The organism is Thermostichus sp. MS-CIW-30, assembly GCF_054058015.1.
This window is the reverse complement of sequence record NZ_JBSRZW010000003.1, coordinates 55689-75751: the sequence shown is the minus strand read 5'-3', so window position 1 is coordinate 75751 and position 20063 is coordinate 55689. Positions and strand designations below refer to the sequence as shown.

Annotated in this window: 12 protein-coding genes; 8 read left to right on the top strand and 4 right to left on the bottom strand. The window is 59.9% G+C overall.

What is annotated here, in order from left to right; genetic code table 11:
* Window positions 1–59: 59 nt before the first annotated feature.
* Together ACVWXW_RS02160 and ACVWXW_RS02155 are read right to left on the bottom strand one after the other, a co-directional pair.
* Window positions 60–4679 carry an NINE protein gene (locus ACVWXW_RS02160; protein WP_457402537.1) on the bottom strand — a complete coding sequence of 1540 codons (4620 nt, stop codon included), beginning with the start codon at window positions 4677–4679 and terminating at the stop codon, window positions 60–62.
* A gap of 131 nt (window positions 4680–4810) precedes the next feature.
* On the bottom strand, window positions 4811–6334 hold the full coding sequence (locus ACVWXW_RS02155; RefSeq protein ID WP_457402535.1) for an ABC transporter ATP-binding protein: 1524 nt from the start codon (window positions 6332–6334) through the stop codon (window positions 4811–4813).
* 133 nt (window positions 6335–6467) lie between these two features.
* Between ACVWXW_RS02155 and ACVWXW_RS02150 the strand changes: the two genes are divergently transcribed.
* The 3 genes from ACVWXW_RS02150 (at window position 6468) to ACVWXW_RS02140 (ending at window position 11700) form a co-directional block, all read left to right on the top strand.
* Window positions 6468–7466, top strand: a complete 999-nt coding sequence (locus tag ACVWXW_RS02150) for a ribose-phosphate pyrophosphokinase (protein WP_011433256.1) — start codon at window positions 6468–6470, stop codon at window positions 7464–7466.
* 158 nt (window positions 7467–7624) lie between these two features.
* Window positions 7625–10693 (top strand): PAS domain S-box protein, encoded by a 3069-nt coding sequence (locus tag ACVWXW_RS02145; protein ID WP_457402533.1) that lies wholly within the window; start codon window positions 7625–7627, stop codon window positions 10691–10693.
* Window positions 10690–11700 carry a response regulator gene (locus ACVWXW_RS02140; RefSeq protein ID WP_414350654.1) on the top strand — a complete coding sequence of 337 codons (1011 nt, stop codon included), beginning with the start codon at window positions 10690–10692 and terminating at the stop codon, window positions 11698–11700. Before ACVWXW_RS02145 ends, ACVWXW_RS02140 begins: the two co-directional genes overlap by 4 nt.
* On the opposite strand, the gene ACVWXW_RS02135 is transcribed toward ACVWXW_RS02140, so the two are convergent.
* Window positions 11701–12879: a septal ring lytic transglycosylase RlpA family protein gene (locus ACVWXW_RS02135; protein ID WP_457402531.1), complete on the bottom strand. Its 1179-nt coding sequence runs from the start codon at window positions 12877–12879 to the stop codon at window positions 11701–11703.
* 144 nt (window positions 12880–13023) lie between these two features.
* On the opposite strand from ACVWXW_RS02135, the gene purM reads away from it, so the two are divergent.
* From purM to ACVWXW_RS02110, 5 genes are all read left to right on the top strand, one after another.
* A complete protein-coding gene (gene purM, locus ACVWXW_RS02130; RefSeq protein WP_457402529.1) occupies window positions 13024–14088 on the top strand; it encodes a phosphoribosylformylglycinamidine cyclo-ligase in 1065 nt (354 codons plus the stop codon).
* A 215-nt stretch (window positions 14089–14303) separates the two neighbouring features.
* Window positions 14304–15338 carry an ABC transporter ATP-binding protein gene (locus tag ACVWXW_RS02125; protein ID WP_457402528.1) on the top strand — a complete coding sequence of 345 codons (1035 nt, stop codon included), beginning with the start codon at window positions 14304–14306 and terminating at the stop codon, window positions 15336–15338.
* 240 nt (window positions 15339–15578) lie between these two features.
* Window positions 15579–16364 (top strand): ABC transporter permease, encoded by a 786-nt coding sequence (locus ACVWXW_RS02120; RefSeq protein ID WP_011433262.1) that lies wholly within the window; start codon window positions 15579–15581, stop codon window positions 16362–16364.
* A gap of 47 nt (window positions 16365–16411) precedes the next feature.
* Complete coding sequence (locus ACVWXW_RS02115) at window positions 16412–17971, top strand: GldG family protein (RefSeq protein WP_457402526.1); 1560 nt, start codon at window positions 16412–16414, stop codon at window positions 17969–17971.
* Window positions 17972–17989: 18 nt separating this feature from the next.
* Window positions 17990–19465 (top strand): DUF4340 domain-containing protein, encoded by a 1476-nt coding sequence (locus ACVWXW_RS02110; protein WP_457402524.1) that lies wholly within the window; start codon window positions 17990–17992, stop codon window positions 19463–19465.
* A 13-nt stretch (window positions 19466–19478) separates the two neighbouring features.
* On the opposite strand, the gene ACVWXW_RS02105 is transcribed toward ACVWXW_RS02110, so the two are convergent.
* Window positions 19479–20012: a universal stress protein gene (locus tag ACVWXW_RS02105; RefSeq protein ID WP_457402522.1), complete on the bottom strand. Its 534-nt coding sequence runs from the start codon at window positions 20010–20012 to the stop codon at window positions 19479–19481.
* Window positions 20013–20063: the final 51 nt, after the last annotated feature.

Here is a 20063-nt window from a genome sequence, read left to right as displayed (position 1 = left end):
CAGTTTGACATGCCCCTTGCCCCACTGGCTCACTCTCGACCCCTCTCCCACGGGGGGAGCTATTCCCAGCTCTGCAGTTGCCCTAGCCAAGTGGAGAGGCGGGATCCCACCTCTTCTCGACGCCTTTCAAGATTGGCTGCCGTCCAAATCAGAAGCAGGCCCAGCAGGATCCCAGTGGCCCAGAGCAGCAGCGCATCAGTTGTTACCAACAGCCATCCCTGCCGCAGGATCCCCAGCCCAAAAGCCAGCGTGCCCACGAAGAGATAGGCTCTTACCCGCAAGGCCAAGCCCAGCAGACCTAAGGCCAAACCCAACCCTACCGGCCAAAAGCCCGTCCACCGTTGCCCGTGAGTTTCCACCAGCACCACCAGCAGCCATGTGCCCAAGGAAACCAGCCGCAGCCAATGCCGCCCCTGTCGCCCGCTGGCTTCCTGTAATCCCGGATCCACCTGGGCCACATAGAGCAGGGATCCCACCAGGGGCAGGGCATAGAACGTCAGGGAAGCCCAATCCTGATGCCAGCCGTAATTCCACAGGATCCAGTTGCTCAAGAACAGGCTGACATAGCCCAGGCGCACTTGGGATCTCCAGATAGCCAGCAGGGCATAGTAGGTTGCCCCCAGCAGCAGATTAAGGGTGTTATTTCCTCCCGCGGTTACCGGAAAAGCGGCCAGGGGCAGCACCAAGGCTGTATTCTGCCAAGGAGCCGCCGGCCAGCCCCACCGTCGCCAGGGCAAGCCATGGTAAACCAGCCCCAGCCCACAGAGCAGGGATCCGGCCCACCGCGCTATGGATAGCTGCGGCAGCCCCAGGAACACACCGCCCAGCAGAACCCCAGCCCCCTGCCATGCGCTGAGGTAACCCCAGACCGTTGGCGCCCAATTTCGCTCTGTTGGAGATTCTAGAGTTGAGGTTCTCCCCTGTCCGGCGGCATAGGCCACCAGGCCGGATCCCGTCAGCACCCAGAGCCACTTCCCCCAAGGGCTGAGACCGAGATCCCAAAAGGCGAACAGAAGGAGTAGGCTGGCCAAGCCCCAGTTGCCGGCGCCTATCCGCTGCAGCCAGGCCGCTTTCAGCCGCAGGGTCGCCACCAGCCAAGGGGGACAAAAGCCGTAGCCCCAGGCCAAGCTCAGCCCTAACAGAGCGATCAACACCAACCCATTTGCCAGGGATCCCCCAGTTCGCTGGCTGAGGAAGTAAACCCAGCTCTCGTAGGCGGCCACAGACACGCCCCAAGCGCCCAGGAGCCCTTTCCAGTTGGCAGGACGGAGGTCTTCCCGGCCTTGCTCTTGCGCCCGTTGGACCGCCTGTCGACGCCCCAGGCCCAGCAGCACGATGGAGAGACCTAAGCTGCCCAAGCCCGTTACCTCACTCCACTGGGCATGGGATCCCAGCCAGCCCAACCCTGCATAGATCAAAGGCCCCGTCCGCCAGAAGCTCAGGGCCCTGACCTGTTGCAGGAGCTGCCCCCCCAAAGACTTTGTCCCGCCAGCGCGAGCGGCCCCCTCAAGCAAGAGTTTTTCCGGCCCAATCCAAAAGAGGATCCCCAGGCTCAGATTGATGACGGCAAGCAGAGGGGCAACAGGACGGGATCCCTGTACAGCCCACAACACGCCGCTTGCCGCCAGTAGCTCCAAAGCCCAGCCCAGCCCGTACAACAACCCATCCATCTGACCCTTGATCTGGCCAGATGAAAGGGCTTGGGCAATTTCAGGGGCATCCCCTGTCGGAGAGGACTCCGTCCCGCTAGCGCTAGGGGGGAGGGTCGGAGAGGATCCCGTCTCGGCAATGGGAGCAGAGAAGACCGGAGCAACCTCTACCCAAAGTCGGAGACCAATGGCCAGCCAGGTAACCCCAGAGGCCAGCGGTATGGCTGCCGAGAAAGCAGGGGGCGAGGAAGGGGTGAAGAGGGCCGCCGCGGTGGGCAACGTTAGGGAGAGCAAGAGCACCAACCCCAAGGGTATACCCCAGCCATCCAGGGCTGGCCGGTAAGCGGCTTGCAGGCGAGAAGAGAGGTGCCGGATGCCGTAGCGACAGCCGCTCAAGAGCAACAGCAGCGCTGCCAAGACCAGCAGCCATTCCGCTTCCGTAAGTGTCGGCAAGAGCCGGCTGATCCCCACCAGGCCGAACCCTGAGCCGAAGGCCACCGCCAGCAGGGCTTCCCCCTCTGCTCCAGGAGTAGGGGAACTTGGCAAGGGACAAGCCCATAGCCACACCTGGGTAGCTAGCAGCAGCAACCCCAGCCCTAGCCCGAGCAGATCCGGGCCCGGCCTGCCCAAGGTGAGCAACTGCGCCATCACCAGCGAGAGCACGGCCCAAAGACGCAGGGATCCCCGCACTGGGATCCCCTGCTGCCAGGAAAGGGATCCCAATCCCCCTTGCTCTGGGATCTGCAGCCAGCGGGGCATGAACTCCAGGGGGGGCAGGGCCAATACCTGAGCTGCCGTTAAAGCAAGAGGCACCAGCAGCCACAGCCAGCCCATGGATTGTTCACCAGTCGCAGACGAATCAAGGAACCGTTGCAGCAAAAACGCCAAGTAGCTGGATCCCACCAGCACCAGCCCTATGCCATCTGCACTTCGCTGCCACAGCTCCGCAGGCACTCCCCAAAAAAAGCGCTCTGACCCACCCAGAGCTACCCGCCCTGCCCATTGCAATAGGCCCACCAGCAGCAGAACCACTCCCCAACTGGACAGGCTAGTGCTCCGCACCGCTGGCGCGAACAAGTCGGGCAAAAGCCAGCGGATCCCGGCTAGCAGTGCCCCCACTCCGTAGGCGTGGGTCAGGAGTACCCAAAGAAAGTTGGGAGTTTCTCCTGATCTGGACTTTTGTTGTAGCCACCAGGCCAGGATCCCGGCGCTCAAAAGCAAGTGCCAAAAGCGAATGGCCGGATAGGGAAGGCTCAAGAGCAGCAGGGATCCCCCTAGCCCCAAAACCAAGCGCTCTGTTGGTTCCACCAGCCCAGAAAAGTCTGTCTCGCCGGCTTCTGGAGTGCTCCTCTGCCAGCGGGCCGCCAACCCCAACCACAGCACCTCGTAGGGCAGTAGCACCAACCCCAGCAAGCCCCAAGGGGAATCAAGGGGCTGAAACCAGTTGGTTACTGTAGCTACAACCTCTTGCCGCCAGCTTGCTGGCCACACCTGCCAAAAAGCCCAGCAAGTTTCCAGGCCCAGCAAGAACAGCAACGTCAAATGCACCCTAAGGACTTCGTCCCGCTGGGGCGACTGGGTGTGTCGGCGCAGACGCCCGGTTAGAACATGGATCCCCAGCAGGCTAATGCCCGGCAACTGCCAGCCGCTGAAACGGCTCTCCGCCAAGCCAATGGCGGCCAGCAGCCAGCCCACCACCAACAGCACCCAGCTTCCATCCCACCAGCGGGAGAGCATCCCCTCCTGAGCGCCTTCTGCTACGATGTACGGGGATCCCTGGGGCCATTCCGCTGCTAGCCAACCCAACAGGGCCACCGCCAACCCCAACTGCGGCACTTGGACATGCCCAGACAGCAGCCCCCGTAGGATTAACAGGGATCCGGCAGCCCCGATTAGCCAGATCTTGGAGCCCCGTAATTCCCGAGACCGGCGGCTCCAGGTGTAAATCACGGTGCTGAGGATCCCCAGATACAGGATCCCCAGGACAAAAGCAGGGCGAAGCTCCTGCGGCCCCAAGCTCCAGAAAGCGTGCAAGCCAGAGAGGGCCAAAAAGTTCACCAAGGTTCCGTAAAAGGCATTGGAAAAGGCATTGGGCTCCACACCGCTGTCGCGAAAGCCGGCACCTGAACCCAGCGAGCGCACCCGACCCTCAGCCGTCAACGGGATCCCCAGCAGCAAGCCCAGCGCCAGGATGCGGATCCCCCAAGGGATCCCCAGCCCATCCAGGGCCCACACGTTCACCGGCACCAGCAGCAGGGCAATAGCCTCCAAGGTTTGACCGGTTAGACGCAGCCCTTCCTGCCGTTGGATCCATCCAGCACCTACCCCAAAAGCCGCCGTATAGGCCAAGAGCACCCCATACTGAGCAGTTGGAGAAAATTGCTCCCAGTGGCTGGCCGCCAGCACCCCCGAGGACACCACCACCAAAAACAGGCCCAGCAGCAACAGCCAAGCCACGCTCAGCTCTGACAGCAAGTTCCGCAGCAAAACAGCCAGCGCCGGGGTAGGGGGGGGCAAGGACTCCGTCCGAGTAGCGCGAGTGGATTGAGGGGCAGCTTGGGGCTCTTCTCCCGCCTCAACTCCAGATCCAGCCAGGCGAGCATTTCTTTCTCGCACCATCCCCGGGATCCAAATCAAATCCAGGAGCTGACCGATCCCCAGCAGCCCAAAGGTCAACAGCCAGAGCAAACCCGTCCGCCAGCGGCCCAGATAAAAACGGTGCAGGCCACAGATGCCAAACAAACCCAAAATCCAGAGCACGTAGGCCGAGCCAAGACGAGCCGGGATCTCGTCGCTGGGGGAAACTGCCGCTGACCTTGGTTCCTCCCCCTCTAGCCGATACTGCTCCACCAGCAAGCGAAAGTGCTCTGGAGTCAGCAAGCTCAGCTCCAGCCAGGCCCGCAAACCCTGCAAGACTTGCTGCCGGGATCCCCGAACGGTGAGCTGCAAAAGGACGTCGTCCGAGGAGCGCGAACGGTCAGATTGCGGCTCCTCTGTTCCTGAGGGCGGAGCGCGATCCTGGGATCCCATGGCCAGATTCCTTGAGCAAAAGGCTTGGGGCTACTGCTACTCTAAGCCTTGCTCTGTCCGGTTGCCATGCTGTTCTCAAATCCTTCTCCTGCTGCGGCAGAGTGTCAGTTCCTGCTGATGCGACCAGCCCTCTAAACCTCAGTCGGGATCCCTGGGATCTCGCTGCTGTGAGTGCTGCGCAAGACGGGAAGTGTCATCATCTGCCCCAGCCGCGAAACGGTGAGCTCCGCCGCCGGAATGGGTTCCGAGACCTGTCCGCCGCTGAACACCATCACCCGGTCGCTGTACTGCAGGATCTCGTCCAAATCCGCCGAGGCAAAAAGAATAGCCGTACCCGCTTGGGTGCGTTCCAGCAATTGCCCCCAGACCCACAGCGCCGACTCGATGTCCAACCCTCGCGTTGGGTGCTCCATCAGCAAAAGACTCAGGGGTGTGGGCAAGAGAGCCAACTGACTGCGCTGTTGGTTGCCCCCCGAGAGTTGCTCCACCCGGCTGTAGGGGTGACCCCGAATGCTGAAGTGTTCGATGGCCGCTTGGGTCTGCTGACGGGCCAGAGCCCAGTTGATCCAGGGATCCTGCTGCTGGAGGGCAAAATGCTCCTGCAAGGTTAAGCCGGGGATCAGCCCTTCCCGCAGCCGATCCGCCGGAGAAAACCCCACCCCACAGCGCAGATAGTCGCCGTAAGGACGGCCTGTCATCTCCTGCCCCCCCAACAGAATCCGGCCACGCCTGGGCGGCAACAACCCTGCACAGGTGAGCAGGAAAGAGCGTTGCCCACTGCCTTCCAAACCGGCCAACCCAATCACTTCCCCCGGCTGCACCGCCAGATCTGGCAAAGCCAAGGCAAACGGCTCATGCCGCACCACCAGAGAGCGCAACTCCAACAGGGGATCCGCCCTCCTTTGCGGAGAATGGGGCCGAGCCGGGGGTGCCAACTCCCGCCCGAACATCCAATCGATCAACCGCTGTTCCAGCAGGGCAATGTCCTCACCTCTAACAGGCAGCTCCCCCACCACCTCCCCCTGCCGCATCACCGTCACCCGATCGCAAAGGCACTCCACATCGGCCAGCTTGTGGGAGACGAAGATCACCGATTTGCCCTGCTCCGCCAACCTTCTCAGAGCCGCGAACAGAAGATCTTTTTGCGCTGCAGAAATGCCCGTCGTTGGCTCATCCAAAATCAAGGTGTTGATCCCCAGGGAAAGCAACCGCAGCATTTCCAGTTGTTGCCGTTCCCCCACCGTCAAACTGCCGATGGCTCCATCGGGGTTGAGATTAAAACCAAACTCTTCACAGGCTTTCTCGAGACGTCTTCGGCTTTCCCGCAGCCCCAAGCCCAAGCGCCCTCGTTGCCCGGCAATAAAGTTTTCTAGTACCGTCAGAGAAGGAAAATCCAAGGGATCCTGGTGCAACATGCCAATGCCCAGGCGAATGGCTGCTGCAGGGCTGTCGATGCGAACCGGTTGCCCATCGATCCAAATCTCCCCCTGATCGCAGCGCAGAAAGCCGCTCAGGATCTTAACTAAGGTACTTTTGCCGGCCCCATTCTCCCCAAGCAGGCCGTGGATTGTGCCCGCCTCCACCCGCAAGGACACATCGCGGTTCGCCTGTACCGCCCCAAAACGCTTGTGGATGTGCAGCAGCTCGACCTTCATCTTGACTATGGTAACTTGCTCCCCCCAAACTCAAAATCCGGAAGAATACACTTGCTGAGGTTGCAAGCGCCAGTGCTACGATAGCGGCAGCTCGCCGTTAGGCGTTGGCTACGGACGAGTTCAGCATCGATCTGTGGTTCGCCCTGCACCCCTTCTTCGCCCTTCTCCCCTGCCACCCATCTCGGATAGCAACCGCCTCAAAATCTTCTCAGGCAGCGCCAACCCGGCTCTGGCTCAGGAGGTGGCGCGTTACTTGGGCATGGATCTGGGCCCGATGTTGCGCAAGCGCTTTGCCGATGGCGAGCTGTACATCCAAATCCAAGAGTCGATCCGGGGTGCTGATGTCTACTTGGTGCAGCCCACTTGCCGCCCCGTCAACGACCACCTGATGGAACTGCTGGTGATCATCGATGCCTGTCGCCGCGCCTCTGCCCGGCAGATCACCGCTGTCTTGCCCTACTACGGCTACGCTCGCGCCGACCGCAAAACGGCAGGCCGAGAAGCGATCACCGCCAAGCTGGTGGCCAACATGATTACCCAGGCGGGAGCTCACCGCGTGCTGGCTATGGATCTGCACTCGGCCCAGATTCAAGGCTACTTCGACATTCCCCTCGACCACGTCTACGCCCAGCCGGTATTACAGGCTTACCTCAAGGAAAAGGGCTTGCTCGACGAAGACATTGTGGTCGTCTCTCCCGATGTGGGGGGTGTGGCTCGTGCCCGTGCCTTTGCCAAAAAGCTCAAGGAAGCCCCTCTGGCAATCATCGACAAGCGCCGTCAAGCCCACAACGATGTGGAAGTCATGAATCTGATTGGGGATGTGCGGGGGAAAACTGCCATCCTTGTGGATGACATGATCGATACCGCAGGCACCATCTCGGAAGGGGCAAAATTGCTGCGCAAGCTGGGAGCCAAAGCGGTTTATGCCTGCGCCATTCATCCTGTTTTTTCTGAGCCGGCCATTCAACGCCTGCGGGGTGGTCTATTTGAAGAGGTGATCGTCACCAACACCATCCCTATCCCTCCAGAGCAGCACTTTCCCGAGTTAACCGTTCTCTCGGTAGCCAATGTGCTGGGGGAAGCGATCTGGCGCATCCATGAAGATAGCTCCGTCAGCAGCATGTTTCACTAAAGTAAGTTTCAAAGTAAGTTTCTCCAGAGTATCGCTAGAGTAGAGTGGGTGCAGAATGGGTGCGCCTGCTCCTTTTCCCTGTGGAGATCAGCCCAACCAGGCACCCCCGATCTGTCGTGATGGACTGGGTTGAGCCAGCTCCTCGGCCAGGTTTTCCCATGTCACCTCCCATTTCTCGCTCGCCAAGATCCGTTGTGCACGGTTTTGCTTTCCCGCGGACTGCTCCCAGGGAAGGGCAGTCCCTTCAAACCGAACTGGGTACAGCGCTGTACCCGCTGTTGCAATTACTGGGTCAACTGCTGAAAGTGCCCTTGGTCTATCTGGAACTGGATCAGCCGGGATCGGATCCCCACTCGTCTTCAAAAGGGATCCTCTACCGGGATCCGCAAGGGATCCCAGCCGGCGAACCCTTCAACCTCAATGCCAGTCCTGGGGCTGAGCAATGGCCTTTTCATGAATCCTTCCTCTTGCAGACTGAGCAGGGGATCCGGTTGGCCGATCTGCACCTGCTTGACTGCCATCCTCGCCAACTGAGTTCCTTTGAACGGGAACAGATTGACCTCGTTGCCCTCAGCCTGAAGCACATTCTTCTCCAAGCCCAGGAGCATCGGCAAACCCTCGAGCAGCTCCAATCCCAACTGCAGGACAGCCGCAGCACTGCTGCCCGCTACCAGCAGATCTTCGAGAACGCCGTCGAAGGCATTTTTCAAACCACCCTAGAGGGCAAATATCTGGTTGCCAACCCGGCCTTGGCCCATATTTTCGGCTACGAATCCCCTGAGGATTTGATGCACAACGTCTCCGATATCGGCACCCAAATCTATAGCGATCCGGAGCAGCGAGCCGAATTCATTCAGCGCATGCTAAAAGAAGGTCAAGTTGTGGATTTTGAGCACCAAGTTTGCCGCAAAGATGGCAGACTGATTTGGATTTCTTTAAATGCCCGCACCATCTACAACGACCAAGGGGATCCCCTCTATTTTGAAGGATTTGTTACCGACATCACAGCATCCCGTCAACTGAAAGAACGACAACAACAATTGGAAGAGGCCCGCCGAGAGAGCGAGCATCGTTTTCTGCAACTGGCAGAGAATACGCAGCAACTGTTTTGGATCACAACACTCTACAGCAAAGAGCTGATCTACGTCAGCCCAGCCTGCGAAGCCCTTTGGGGCCTTTCCGCCGAAGAGGCTTACGCCAACCCCCAAGCCTGGATGCGCCAAATCCACCCCGACGATCGCTGGTTGTTCCCCACCATCCTCAAAGCCCAATCGGAGGGCAAATCCACCGATGTCGTCTTCCGCATTTATCGCACCGATGGCCGCCTGATTTGGTTGCGGGAACGCACTTTTCCCATCGCCGACAAAGAGGGCAAAATCTATCGGGTAGCAGGGATCGTCGAAGACATCACCGAGTCCAAGCAACTGGAGGCCGAACGGCGTCGTATAGAGCAAGCCTGGCAACAAAGCGCCAACCATTTTCGGCAGATTTTTGAGCTGGCCCCCAATGGAATTGCCCTTGTGGACTTGCAGGGGCGATTTATCCAGGTCAACGATGCCTTTGCCCAGATTGTCGGCTACACCCCCGAAGAATTGAAGCATCGGCAACAACTGGACATTCTCCACCCCGAAGATGTCAACCCACTGCTGGGGGCCAATGAGGCTTTGCTGGCAGGGAAGGTCTCTGTCAGCCAGCGCCAGATTCGCTACACCCACCGTTCCGGCCAGGTTGTTCATGTGCTGTTTCAGGCCACCCTGCTCACCGACGAGGAAGGACAGCCCACCCAGTTTCTCAACCAGGTGATCGACATCAGCGCCCGCGTGGAGGCAGAAATTGCCCTCAAAGAAAGTGAAGAACGCTTCCGCCAATCCTTTGAATGGGCCCCCATTGCCAAGGCCATGACCCACGTGGATGGCACCTATTTGCAAATCAACGCCGCTTTTACCGAAACCCTGGGCTACACCCTGGAGGATCTCAAAGGGAAAACCGTCCTCGACATCACCCATCCCGACGACATCGCCACCACTCTGGAAAACAGCAACCGCCTGCTGGCCGGCCAGGTGCATCAGTGGGAACAGGAACAACGCTACATCCACAAGAACGGCCAAATAGTCTATGCCATTCTTCGCATCACCCTGGTGCGCACGGCCCAAGGGGATCCCAGCTACTTTCTAAGCCAGATTTTGGACATTACCGAGCGCAAGCAAGCCGAGGCAGCCCTTCGCCAAAGTGAGCTGAGTTTACGGGGCATCTTCCAGCAGTCAGCCCTGGGCATTTCCATCGTCGATCATCGGGGCCATTACCTAAAAGTGAACCCCGCTCTGGAAGAGATCTTGGGCTATAGCGCTGCCGAACTGACCCACATGAGCTTCTGCGACCTCACCCATCCCGAGGACATTCAGGAAGATTGGCAACTCTTCCAGGAGGTTTTGAACGGCCAACGGGATCGCTACCACCTGGAAAAACGCTACATCCACCGCAGCGGAAAGGTGGTTTGGTGCCGCCTGGCAGTCTCTGCAGTCCGGGATCCCAAGGGCAAAAACCTCTTCATCATCGGCATTTGCGAAGACATTACCGAAGAAAAACGGGCAAAGCTGCAGATCCAAGCTGCCCTTCAGGAAAAAGAAGTCCTGCTGCGGGAGATTCACCACCGCGTCAAAAACAACCTGCAAATCATCTCCAGCCTGCTGCGGCTCCAAGCTGACCAAATCAAAAGCCGCAAGTACGCCCGCGTTTTTAAGGATGCCGGCAGCCGTATTCAAGCCATGTCTTTGATCCACGAAGGTTTGTACCAATCCAACAATCTGGCCGCTGTGGATCTCAAGCAGTACCTACACAATTTGATCTCCAACCTCTTTCACTCTTACGGGGTAAACCCCGAGAGCATTCGCGCCAACATCCGCGCCGAAGGGATCCGCCTCAACCTGGACGATGCGGTCTTGTGTGGCCTGATCATCAACGAGTTGGTGACCAACAGCCTCAAGTATGCCTTCCCGAAGGGCCGCAGCGGGGAGATAGAGATTCATTTCAGCCAAACCCGCAAATATACTCAGTTGCGAGTCTCCGACAATGGCGTTGGCTTGCCCCCGAACTTTGACTTCAAGGAAACTCAATCTCTGGGTTTACAACTGGTTGCAACCCTCACCGATCAGCTACAGGGCAAGATACAATTGAGGAGCAAACCGGGTACCACCTTCATCATTACCTTTCCGAGGAGCGAGCCTTGAAGAGAGTTCCACCCCTTGTCAAAGGCAGTATCCTGGTCGTCGAAGACGAGAAGATCATCGCCAAGGACATTGCCAACGTTCTGAAAAAATTTGGCTACGCTGTGCCCGCCATTGCTTCTTCCGGGGAAGAAGCGATCCGAAGGCTGGAAGAGATGCCGGTGGACTTGGTCTTGATGGATATCGTCCTAAAAGGCGATATCGATGGCATAGAAGCCGCCAAGCGGATCACCGAGCGCTTCAACATTCCGGTGGTGCATCTGACGGCCTACGCCGACGAAGACACCCTCTCCCGCGTCAAGGAGACCCGGCCCTTCGGCTACATCATCAAGCCTTTCAAAGAGCGGGAACTCTACACCACCATTGAAATTGCCCTGCACAACCACCGCCAGAGCCTTGAGAACCGCAAGCTGGAAGAGAAAAGAATCGAGGAGCTGCGGCAAAAACTGCAGCAGTTGCAGCAGTTCACGGACGTGAAGGGCACTCTGTTCAAGAAATTCTTGCAGGATCTGAGCGAGCCCCTCTCGAACCTCAGCTTTGCCTTGGGGCTGCTCAAAGATGCCGAGTCGGAGCAGAAGCGGGAGCACTATCTGCAGGTGCTGGAGGATGAGTTTCGCCGTGAGCTGGAGCTGATCCACCAAACCTCTAACCTGGAAAATCTCCTGAACCTGGAAAATGTCGGCCTGTTGAGCCAGTTCAGCCTGCTGCGTCCCCAGGAGCCCAGCCGTAGTCACCGGTTGGAGGAGGAAGCGCCCACCCCTGCAGCCACGGCCCCCCAAGAGTCGGCAGGCTCTGCCCCCACACCCAGCCCCACCGCCGTTACGGCGCCACGGGCACCGCTGCGCCCCCTCAACCAGACTCAGTTGGCGGAACGTTTGGGGGTGGTGGTTTCCGCCATTACCTATTGGAAATTCAAAACCGGGTTTCCGGAGTGGAGCCGCAGCCGGGATCCCGAGGGCATTTCTTGGCGCTATTCCCCCGATTCCAAGCGCTTTTCACCCGTGCCCTAGCTAGCGTTGCACCACTTCCACCCGCACAGGTGCCAGCCCCGAGCGCACCATCCCCAACACCTCTGCCGCCCGCAGGGAGAGGTCGATGATCCGACCGGGGATAAAAGGGCCGCGATCGTTGATGCGCACGACAGCCTGGCGTCCGTTTTTCAGGTTGGTCACCCGTACCTCGGTGCCAAAGGGCAGGGTGGGGTGGGCAGCCGTCATCTCATGGCGGGTTGGGTGCAGGTCATACCAAGAAGCAATGCCCTCTTGCACAGGCCCAACCACGCGGACAGGGGCGGGTTCCTGTTGAGGGGCTGTTTTCGGCTTGGAACCTGCAACAGCGGCTTTGGCGGTCAGAGCAGCCGGTTGAGGCAGGGCCGGAGCTGAAATGGGCGGGGCATCGAGCAGCAGACGGCGGAGACGGTTGGCGGCCAAAACAGCCACATCCACCGGGCGCTGGTTGTCGATCAACAGCACTCCATCGTCGATGCGCAGCAATTCCTTGTTGTTGACCTGAATGGTGTAGAGAGGAACACCCAAGCCTTGTTCGGCCAATTCCAAACCTGCCCAACCTAAGGTGATGGTGGTGTCTTTCAGGGATCCCTGGGCCATTTGGTTGAGCTGGGCCACAAGGGTGCTGGCCCGCATCAGCGGTGGTTCTAGCCCAGGGTGCTCGACAAAACTGACAATGGGCAGATCCCGCACATAGACAGTAACCACCTGTTGCCCGTCCATCTGATAGTCGTAGAGGGTGGAGATGGGCTGGCTGGTGTGCTGCTGTTGTTCGCCGATCTTGAGAATGGGTTCTTCTGCTCGACGGGGCAGGATCGCCTGGCGAGTTCGGTTCAAAGAATGATCCAAGTTCAGGGTACCCAGTTTGGCAGGGGCAAGACCTTTGTGGTCGGAGATAGGGGTTTGGGGGGTTCTCGGCAGCGTTCTGACTGGGGCTGCGGCAGCAGTGGCGGGTTGGGAAGGGGGAACGAGGTCGGTGGCCGGGGAGGGCAATTTGGATGCAGGTGACAGCTCCGCTGCTCGGGTGCTCAGGGATCCGGTTCGCGTCGAGGCTTGTGCTCGCGAAGTCAAGCCGCCCAACATGCCTACCGGCAAGCCCAAAGCCGTGACACAGAGACAGCTGACCAAGCCCATTTTGCGGGCGGGATCCAGTCCCTGTCCAAGCTGTTTCCAATTTCGCATGAGGCCGCGCTCCTCTCCAATCCTGTACAACTTCCAAGGCGACGGTTAAAACAGAAGTTAATGTACCATAGGTTTCTGAGTTGACCCGTTTGCACAGTCGGGCACAAAAGCCCAAGTCTTGATAGCATAAGGAGTTTCGGCATCTTGGACTACCGCTCAGCAGGGGTTGACATCGATCTGGGCCAGGCCTTTGTCAGGGGGATCCGCGAGCGCGTTGAACGGATTCAAGTTCCGTCTTCAGGTTCTTCAGAAACCTTGGGTGGCATCGGCGGCTTTGCCGGCCTGTTTGAGCTGCCGACAGGGTATCAAGCGCCGGTGTTGGTGGCGGGCACCGATGGGGTGGGGACAAAGCTGGACATTGCCCAGCAGTGGGGTCAGCACCGGGGGGTGGGCGTCGATCTGGTGGCGATGTGTGCCAACGATGTGCTGACGGTGGGGGCCCGGCCGCTGTTTTTCTTGGACTATGTGGCCACTGGCAAGCTGGAGCCGGAAGCCCTGTGGCAGGTGATCGATGGCATCTTGGCGGGCTGCCAGGAAGCGGGCTGCCAACTGCTGGGCGGGGAAACGGCGGAGATGCCGGGGTTTTATCCCCCTGGGAAGTACGACCTGGCCGGGTTTTGTGTGGGAATTGTGGAGAAGGCGGCCATTCTGGATGGGTCGCGGGTACAGCTTGGGGATCGGCTGTTGGCTTTGCCCAGCAGCGGCCTGCACAGCAACGGCTACAGCTTGGTGCGGCGGATTGTGGCCGACCGGGGTTGGCGCTGGGATCACCGGCCTCCCGGCTGGGATCGGCCTTTGGCGGAAGTATTCCTCACCCCCACCCGCATCTACGTGCAGGCGGTGCAGCGGCTGCAGGCAGCAGGGATCGCCATCCACGGCATGGCCCACATCACTGGCGGCGGGATCCCGGAAAACTTGCCCCGCTGTTTGGCCCCCAACCAGGCGGCGCGGCTGCAGCCCCATAGCTGGCCCATCCCACAGGAGTTTCTCTGGCTCCAAGAACAGGGCCAGGTGGAGACCTTGGAGATGTTCCGCACCTTCAACCTGGGGGTGGGCTATGTGCTGGTGATCCCCCCTGAGGCGGAAAATCAGGTGAGATCCCTGCTCCCCGAAGCCTTCCCCATTGGGGAGGTGGTGGCGGCCTGTCCAGGGGAAAGCCGCGTTCTGGGACTGGAACAGTGGGGATCCCTCACAAGCCCTGCCGACTAGCCAACCGATGGATCCCCACCAAAAGGGGGAAAGGGATCCCAGTTCCCTCGACTCATCCTCGCCGTCGCTATGCTAAGTTGGCATGTGGCCTCAGCGCTGTTGCCCGCCTTCTTGCCCGAGCCTGCTTCCCGACATTTGTCCTCTTTGGGAATAGGGGTAACTCGGCCTTGGACCGTTTGCTAATCGCTGCTGACCCTCTAGGTTAGGAGTTGCTGATGACAGGTTTACCCACTGCTCGTGCAACCGCGGGTGCCATCGAAGTTGAGCATCTGAGCAAAACCTACGGCAGCTTTACTGCCATTCGCGATGTTTCCTTCCAGGTGAACGCCGGCGAGATCATGGGTTTTTTGGGGCCGAATGGGGCTGGCAAGACCACTTCCATGCGCATTTTGGCGGGGTATCTGCCTGCCAGCGAGGGGACGGCGCGGGTGGCCGGGTTTGATGTTCACGAAAACTCGATGGCGGTGCGGCAGCGCATTGGCTATCTGCCGGAAAACCCACCCCTCTACCCCGACATGACGGTGGAGGCGTACCTGCACTTTGTGGCCCAGATCAAGCGGGTCAGCGCTGGCGATCGGCCCAGGCGGGTGGACGAGGCGATCCGGCGGTGCAGCCTGGAAGAAAAGCGCCACACCCTCATCCGCAAGCTCTCCAAGGGGTTTAAGCAGCGGGTGGGCATCGCCCAAGCTCTGGTTCACGACCCGCCGGTGATCATCCTGGATGAGCCCACCATTGGGCTGGATCCCAAGCAGATTATCGAGGTGCGCAAGCTCATCAAGAGCCTGGCGGGGGAGCACACCATCATCCTCTCCACCCACATCCTGCCCGAGGTGAGCATGACCTGCGACCGAGTGGTGATCATCAACCGCGGCCAGGTGGCGGCCATTGGCACGCCTGCCGAGCTGACAGCCCAGCTCCAGGATCGGCAGCAGGCAAAGCTGGTGGTGGGGGCAACCGAGGCAATGGCCATCCGGACGGCCCTGCAGCCTTTGCCCCAAGTGGAGGTGGTGAGCCTACAGCCCTTGGCGGCGGATCCCTCCCGCTGGCAGGTGCAGCTCAAGAGCAACGCTGCCGCGGACGGCTGGATCCCGGAGGTGGCCAGGGTGCTGGTGCAGGCGGGGATCGACCTCTACGAGATAGGCCGCCCGCAGGCTTCTTTGGAAGAGATTTTCCTGCAGCTCACTACGCAAGAGGGATCTGAGGGCGCATTGGAGCATGCCTCTAACCCCCAAAACCCTGAACTTTGCTGAATTTACTGAGCTTTAGGCGGTTTGGCAAAAGTCATTGAGAGGGATATAGTAGACCAAGTTTCCCCCTGATCCTTGAGTCCACCGCAACGGTTGCCGGGAAGTGAAGGGGGAAAGCGCTCGGGGGGTATTCCTCAGGGCTTTGCGGGATACCGCCTTCCTGCTCAGAGATAGGCAGGATGCGATCGCTTCTTTCCTGAACCATGTTCAGGAGAGTTCAGCGTGAATGTATCAGGAAGCGGCATGAACGGAGTGGTTGCCATTTTTCGCAAAGAGCTGCGCGGCTACTTCACCTCCCCCATTGCCTATGTGGTGGCCGCGGTGTTTTGGGGACTGGCGGGGTTTTTCTTCTTTAATATTCTGGTGCGGGTGATCAGCTTTTCTCAGCAGGTGGATCTTTTCGCCCAGTTCGGCCAGGAGAACAATTTCGACGCCGCCACCATCCTGTCGCAGCAGTTTCTCAACCTCTTGGGCACCCTCTCCTTATTTCTATTGCCCATCTTCACCATGAGTTCCTATGCCGAGGAGCGGCGGCGAGGCACGATGGAGCTGCTGGCTACTTCTCCCATCACCAACTTGGAGGTGGCCCTGGGCAAATGGTTGGCGGTCTGGGTGTTTTTCATCACGCTGCTGCTGCCGCCGCTGGTCTACCATGTGCTGGTGCTGAGCAGCGCCAACCCGGCAGTGGACTACCGCCTGACCTTGATGGGCTATGTGGGCCTAACCCTGCTGGCGGGCAGTGTCATGGCCTTGGGGTTGTTTATCTCTTCTCTGACAGACAGCACCCTCATCGCAGCAGTGGCCACCTTTGGCCTGATCCTGCTGCTCTGGGTGATCGACGCGGCAGCCGGCCAGGAGGAAAACTGGATTGCTGCAACGCTGCGGCACGTATCTTTGCTGCAGCAATACAGCAACTGGGTGCAAGGGATCCTCAGCAGCAGCAGCCTCATTCTTTTCTTGAGCATCATCGTCCTGGGGCTGTTTGCCACGGTGCAATCGGTGGAAAGCCTGCGCTGGCAACAGAGCTGAGGTCAGATGGGAGGAGTGTGGTGTTTGCGGCAGCGGTGCGGAGCATTATGAAGGACTGGCGCGCGTTATTGGACTGGACAGGGATCCTGGGCATTGGCGTCATCGCCATCGGCCTGGTGGTGGGATCCGCCTTTACCGGTTGGACGGCTGTGCCCCTGAGCATGCTGGCAACGGGCCTGGCCCTGCTGGTGGTTTGGGGCATCACCCACCGGCAGGAGGTGGGGGTCTTCCTCGGTTTGCGTTCCACCCAGACCAACGCCAACATCCTGGTGGCGGTGGCGGCGATGGCCGTCATTCTAGTGCTGGTGAATGTGGTGGCGGTGCGCTACGACCTGCGGCTGGATCTCACCGAGGAGGGTCTGTTTACCCTCTCGCCCCAAACCCGGCAATTGGTGCAGGGATTGGTGCAACCGGTCAAAGTTTGGGTGGTCACCACTGCGCCGGATCCCAATCTGCGGGAACAACTGGAGCGCTATCGCCGCCTCAACCCCAACCGCTTCCAGTTTGAGTTTGTGGATCCCAACCGGGATCCCTTGACCATTCAACGGCTGCAGGTGACGCAAAACAACACCCTGGTGGTGGAGGCCGGAGAAAGCCGACAACAACTGCCCCAGCCCCCTGCTCCTGACCTGGAGAGCAGACTGACCCCTGTCTTGTCCAAAGTGGTCAACCGAGGGGAGTTAGTGGCCTATTTCGTGCAAGGGCATGGGGAAGTGGGGCTGCAAGCGAGGGAAGGCGCCCCAACTCTGGCTCAGGCGGCGGCAGCCCTGGGCCAGGAAGGCTATCGGGTAGAGCCCCTCAACTTGGTGCAAGCGGAGATCCCAGAGGATGCGAATGTCCTGGTGCTGGCGGGGCCACAGCGGGCTTTGTTCCCCGGCGAGGTGGAGAAACTGCAGGATTACCTGGCCGGGGGAGGACGGCTGCTGTTGTTGATTGGGCCACGGGTGGATGCCGGCCTGGATCCCTTGCTGGAAGAGTGGGGCGTGGTCTTGGGGGATGACATCATCCTGGAGGCGAGCAGCATCAGCCAGCTTCTGGGGACAGGGCCAGCCGTAGCTTTGGTTACTGACTACGGGGATCACCCCATTACCGCCCCCTTGGCCGCCCAGCGGCTGATGACCCTCTTTCCCTTAGCTCGTTCGGTAGAAACCCAAGCTCGGGAAGGGATCCAAGCCACGCCCTTGCTGCGCACCGGCCCGCAAAGTTGGGGGGAGACCAGTCCTGAGCTGGAACGTGGCCCCTTGCAATTCGATCCGGATCAGGACAAGCCCGGCCCCCTCACCTTGGGTGTTGCTTTAACCCGCCGTTTGGACGCCGACCAGGCCGACACAGGATCCCCGCAGGAGGCCCGCCTGGTGGTGATCGGCAATGTCAACTTTGCCCTCAACGGCAACTTGCGGCAGCAGGGCAACCGGGATCTCTTCTTGAACACCCTCAACTGGCTGACTGAGCAAACGGAGCAGATCTCCATCCGCCCCAAATCCATCACGGATCGCCGTCTCACCCTGACCGGTCAAAACTTCCGCTGGCTGGTGCTGGGATCGACGGTCCTTTTGCCCTTGGCGGCCCTGGGTTCCGGAGCTGCCCTGTGGTGGCAAAGACGGTAGAGCTGGAGGAAAGCAGGCATGTTCAAGCGAACCACCTGGATTCTCCTGGGTTTGGCGGTGGCCTGTTTGCTGGGCTACTTCCTCTTGGACAACATCCGGCAACTGCGTCAGGAGCAACAGGCGGAGCGAGCGCGGCTGTTCCACTTTGCCACCGACACCATCGCCCGCATTGAAATCCGCCAACAGAAAGAGGGGGAACCCGTTCGCGGCAGCGGTGCGGAGTACTTGGAAATCCTTTTGGAGCGCAATCCAGAAGAAGAGGGATCCCGCTGGCGGATTGTCAGTCCCATTCAGTCAGCGGCGCTGGACTTCCCCATTGAGCAGTTGCTCAACACCTTCTCCCGCCTCACCCCCCAAATCACCCTAGAGGGGGCCACCGACCTAGCCGCTTTTGGCCTGGATCAGCCGCGACACCAAATTGCCCTTTTCCCCAAGGAAGGGGATCCCTACCGCCTAGCCATCGGCAACGACAACTTCGATGGCTCCGGCTTCTACGCCCAGCCCGAAGGGGGACAGGTGGTGCTTCTAAGCAGTGCCCAGAAGGGATCCCTGTTGCCCTCCCTACTGGCTTTGCGGGACAAAACCTTGCTTCGGTTTGACACTGCCGAGGTGAAGGCCCTGCAAGTGCAGTTGGCAGAGGCGGAGCCGGAAGTTGTTCGCCTGCAGCTGCAAGACGTTCGCGCCAGCGGTGCGGAGCACTTTACTTGGCAGATTGTCCAGCCCCGCGAGCTGCCTGCCGATGACCTCAACGTCGATCGTCTGCTCAATACTTTGTCTCGCCTGCAGGCCGTGGAGTTCCCCGCCGAGACCAAAGACGAGCTCGCCCCCTATGGCTTGGAGCAGCCTTCCGCCCGCCTAACGGTGGAGCTGGAGGGCGGCAAAACCCTGAACGTCGCTTTGGGATCGGAGAAAGATGGCCAGGTGTACGTCATCACCTCTGAGCACCCGGCAGTAGCCACCCTGCTCACCTCCACCGCCGATATTCTCCGCTCCGACTTGGAAGAGCTGCGGGATCACCGCATTGCCCGCCTCAACGCCAACCAAGTGGGCCAAGTCACCTTAGAATCCCAAGGGGAAAAGGTCACCCTCACCCCTCGGCCTTCAGAGAAGGGATCCCTGGAGCTGCGCTGGGAAAACCCGGAGCGACCGGGCCAGCCTGTGGATCTCAGCTCTCTGTTCTCCAGCCTGAATGCTGCCCGCGCCAAGGAGTTTGTGGAACAGGCCGACGCGGAAGCCCAAAGGGTGTTGTCTGAGCCCGACCTACGGCTGACCTTTGAGCCTAAGCCTGACGCCGAGCAGGATCCCTTAACCCTGACCTTGGCCTCCTCTGGCTTGCGGGCCTACGTGCAAAGCAGCCGCCAGCCGGACATTGCCGTGATCGAGCTGAGCACCTTCAACAGCCTGGAAACCGAAGTGAATCGCCTCTTGGAAGGCCAGCCGGAGAGCAAGGACTCTGCCCCACTCACGCGACCAGATCCCACTCCCTCGCCCTAGAGTCCCTAGAGCCTTAGCCAGCAGAGGTAGCTGTCTTCTCCTCCGCGGTTTGGGTTGCTTTTTTCAGGGCTTCCCCTTGTATCGTCAACACCGAGCAGGGGGCGCGGTGCAGCACGTAGTTGCTGACGCTGCCCAGAAACAGCTCGCTCAGGCCGGAGTGGCCGCGGCGGCCCACCACCACCAAGTCCGCATCCCAAGAGCGGGCCAGATCGCAGATGACCCGACCGGGGTTGCCGTAGTTGAGGCTGTACTCAGCGCGGATCCCGTGCTCAGCCGCTTTCTCCACCAGCGAGCGCAGGTAGTCCATCTGGTTTTGCTCGAAGATGGCACATTGCTCCCGGTAGGACTGCCACAGCTCGGCGCTGATGGTGGAGCTGTAATCTACCCCCAGGATCATCGGCGGCTCTGGGGCGCCCGGCTCTTCCTGAGACAGAACATGGAGAATCATCATCTGCGCCTGCATGGCCTTGGCCACTTGGACGGCCTTTTGAAATACTCCCTGGCTCAGCTCCGACCGATCCACTGCCACCAAAATCCTGCTGAACATATTGGCTTCCTCCAGATGGCTAACAGCGGGGCACAAGGCAGAAGCAGCGTG

Coding starts and splice junctions, on each gene's coding strand:
- ACVWXW_RS02160 (WP_457402537.1), bottom strand. CDS start 4,679: ATGGGATCCCAGGATCGCGCTCCGCCCTCAGGAACAGAGGAGCCGCAA.
- ACVWXW_RS02155 (WP_457402535.1), bottom strand. CDS start 6,334: ATGAAGGTCGAGCTGCTGCACATCCACAAGCGTTTTGGGGCGGTACAG.
- ACVWXW_RS02145 (WP_457402533.1), top strand. CDS start 7,625: ATGTCACCTCCCATTTCTCGCTCGCCAAGATCCGTTGTGCACGGTTTT.
- ACVWXW_RS02135 (WP_457402531.1), bottom strand. CDS start 12,879: ATGCGAAATTGGAAACAGCTTGGACAGGGACTGGATCCCGCCCGCAAA.
- ACVWXW_RS02125 (WP_457402528.1), top strand. CDS start 14,304: ATGACAGGTTTACCCACTGCTCGTGCAACCGCGGGTGCCATCGAAGTT.
- ACVWXW_RS02120 (WP_011433262.1), top strand. CDS start 15,579: ATGAACGGAGTGGTTGCCATTTTTCGCAAAGAGCTGCGCGGCTACTTC.
- ACVWXW_RS02115 (WP_457402526.1), top strand. CDS start 16,412: ATGAAGGACTGGCGCGCGTTATTGGACTGGACAGGGATCCTGGGCATT.
- ACVWXW_RS02110 (WP_457402524.1), top strand. CDS start 17,990: ATGTTCAAGCGAACCACCTGGATTCTCCTGGGTTTGGCGGTGGCCTGT.
- ACVWXW_RS02105 (WP_457402522.1), bottom strand. CDS start 20,012: ATGTTCAGCAGGATTTTGGTGGCAGTGGATCGGTCGGAGCTGAGCCAG.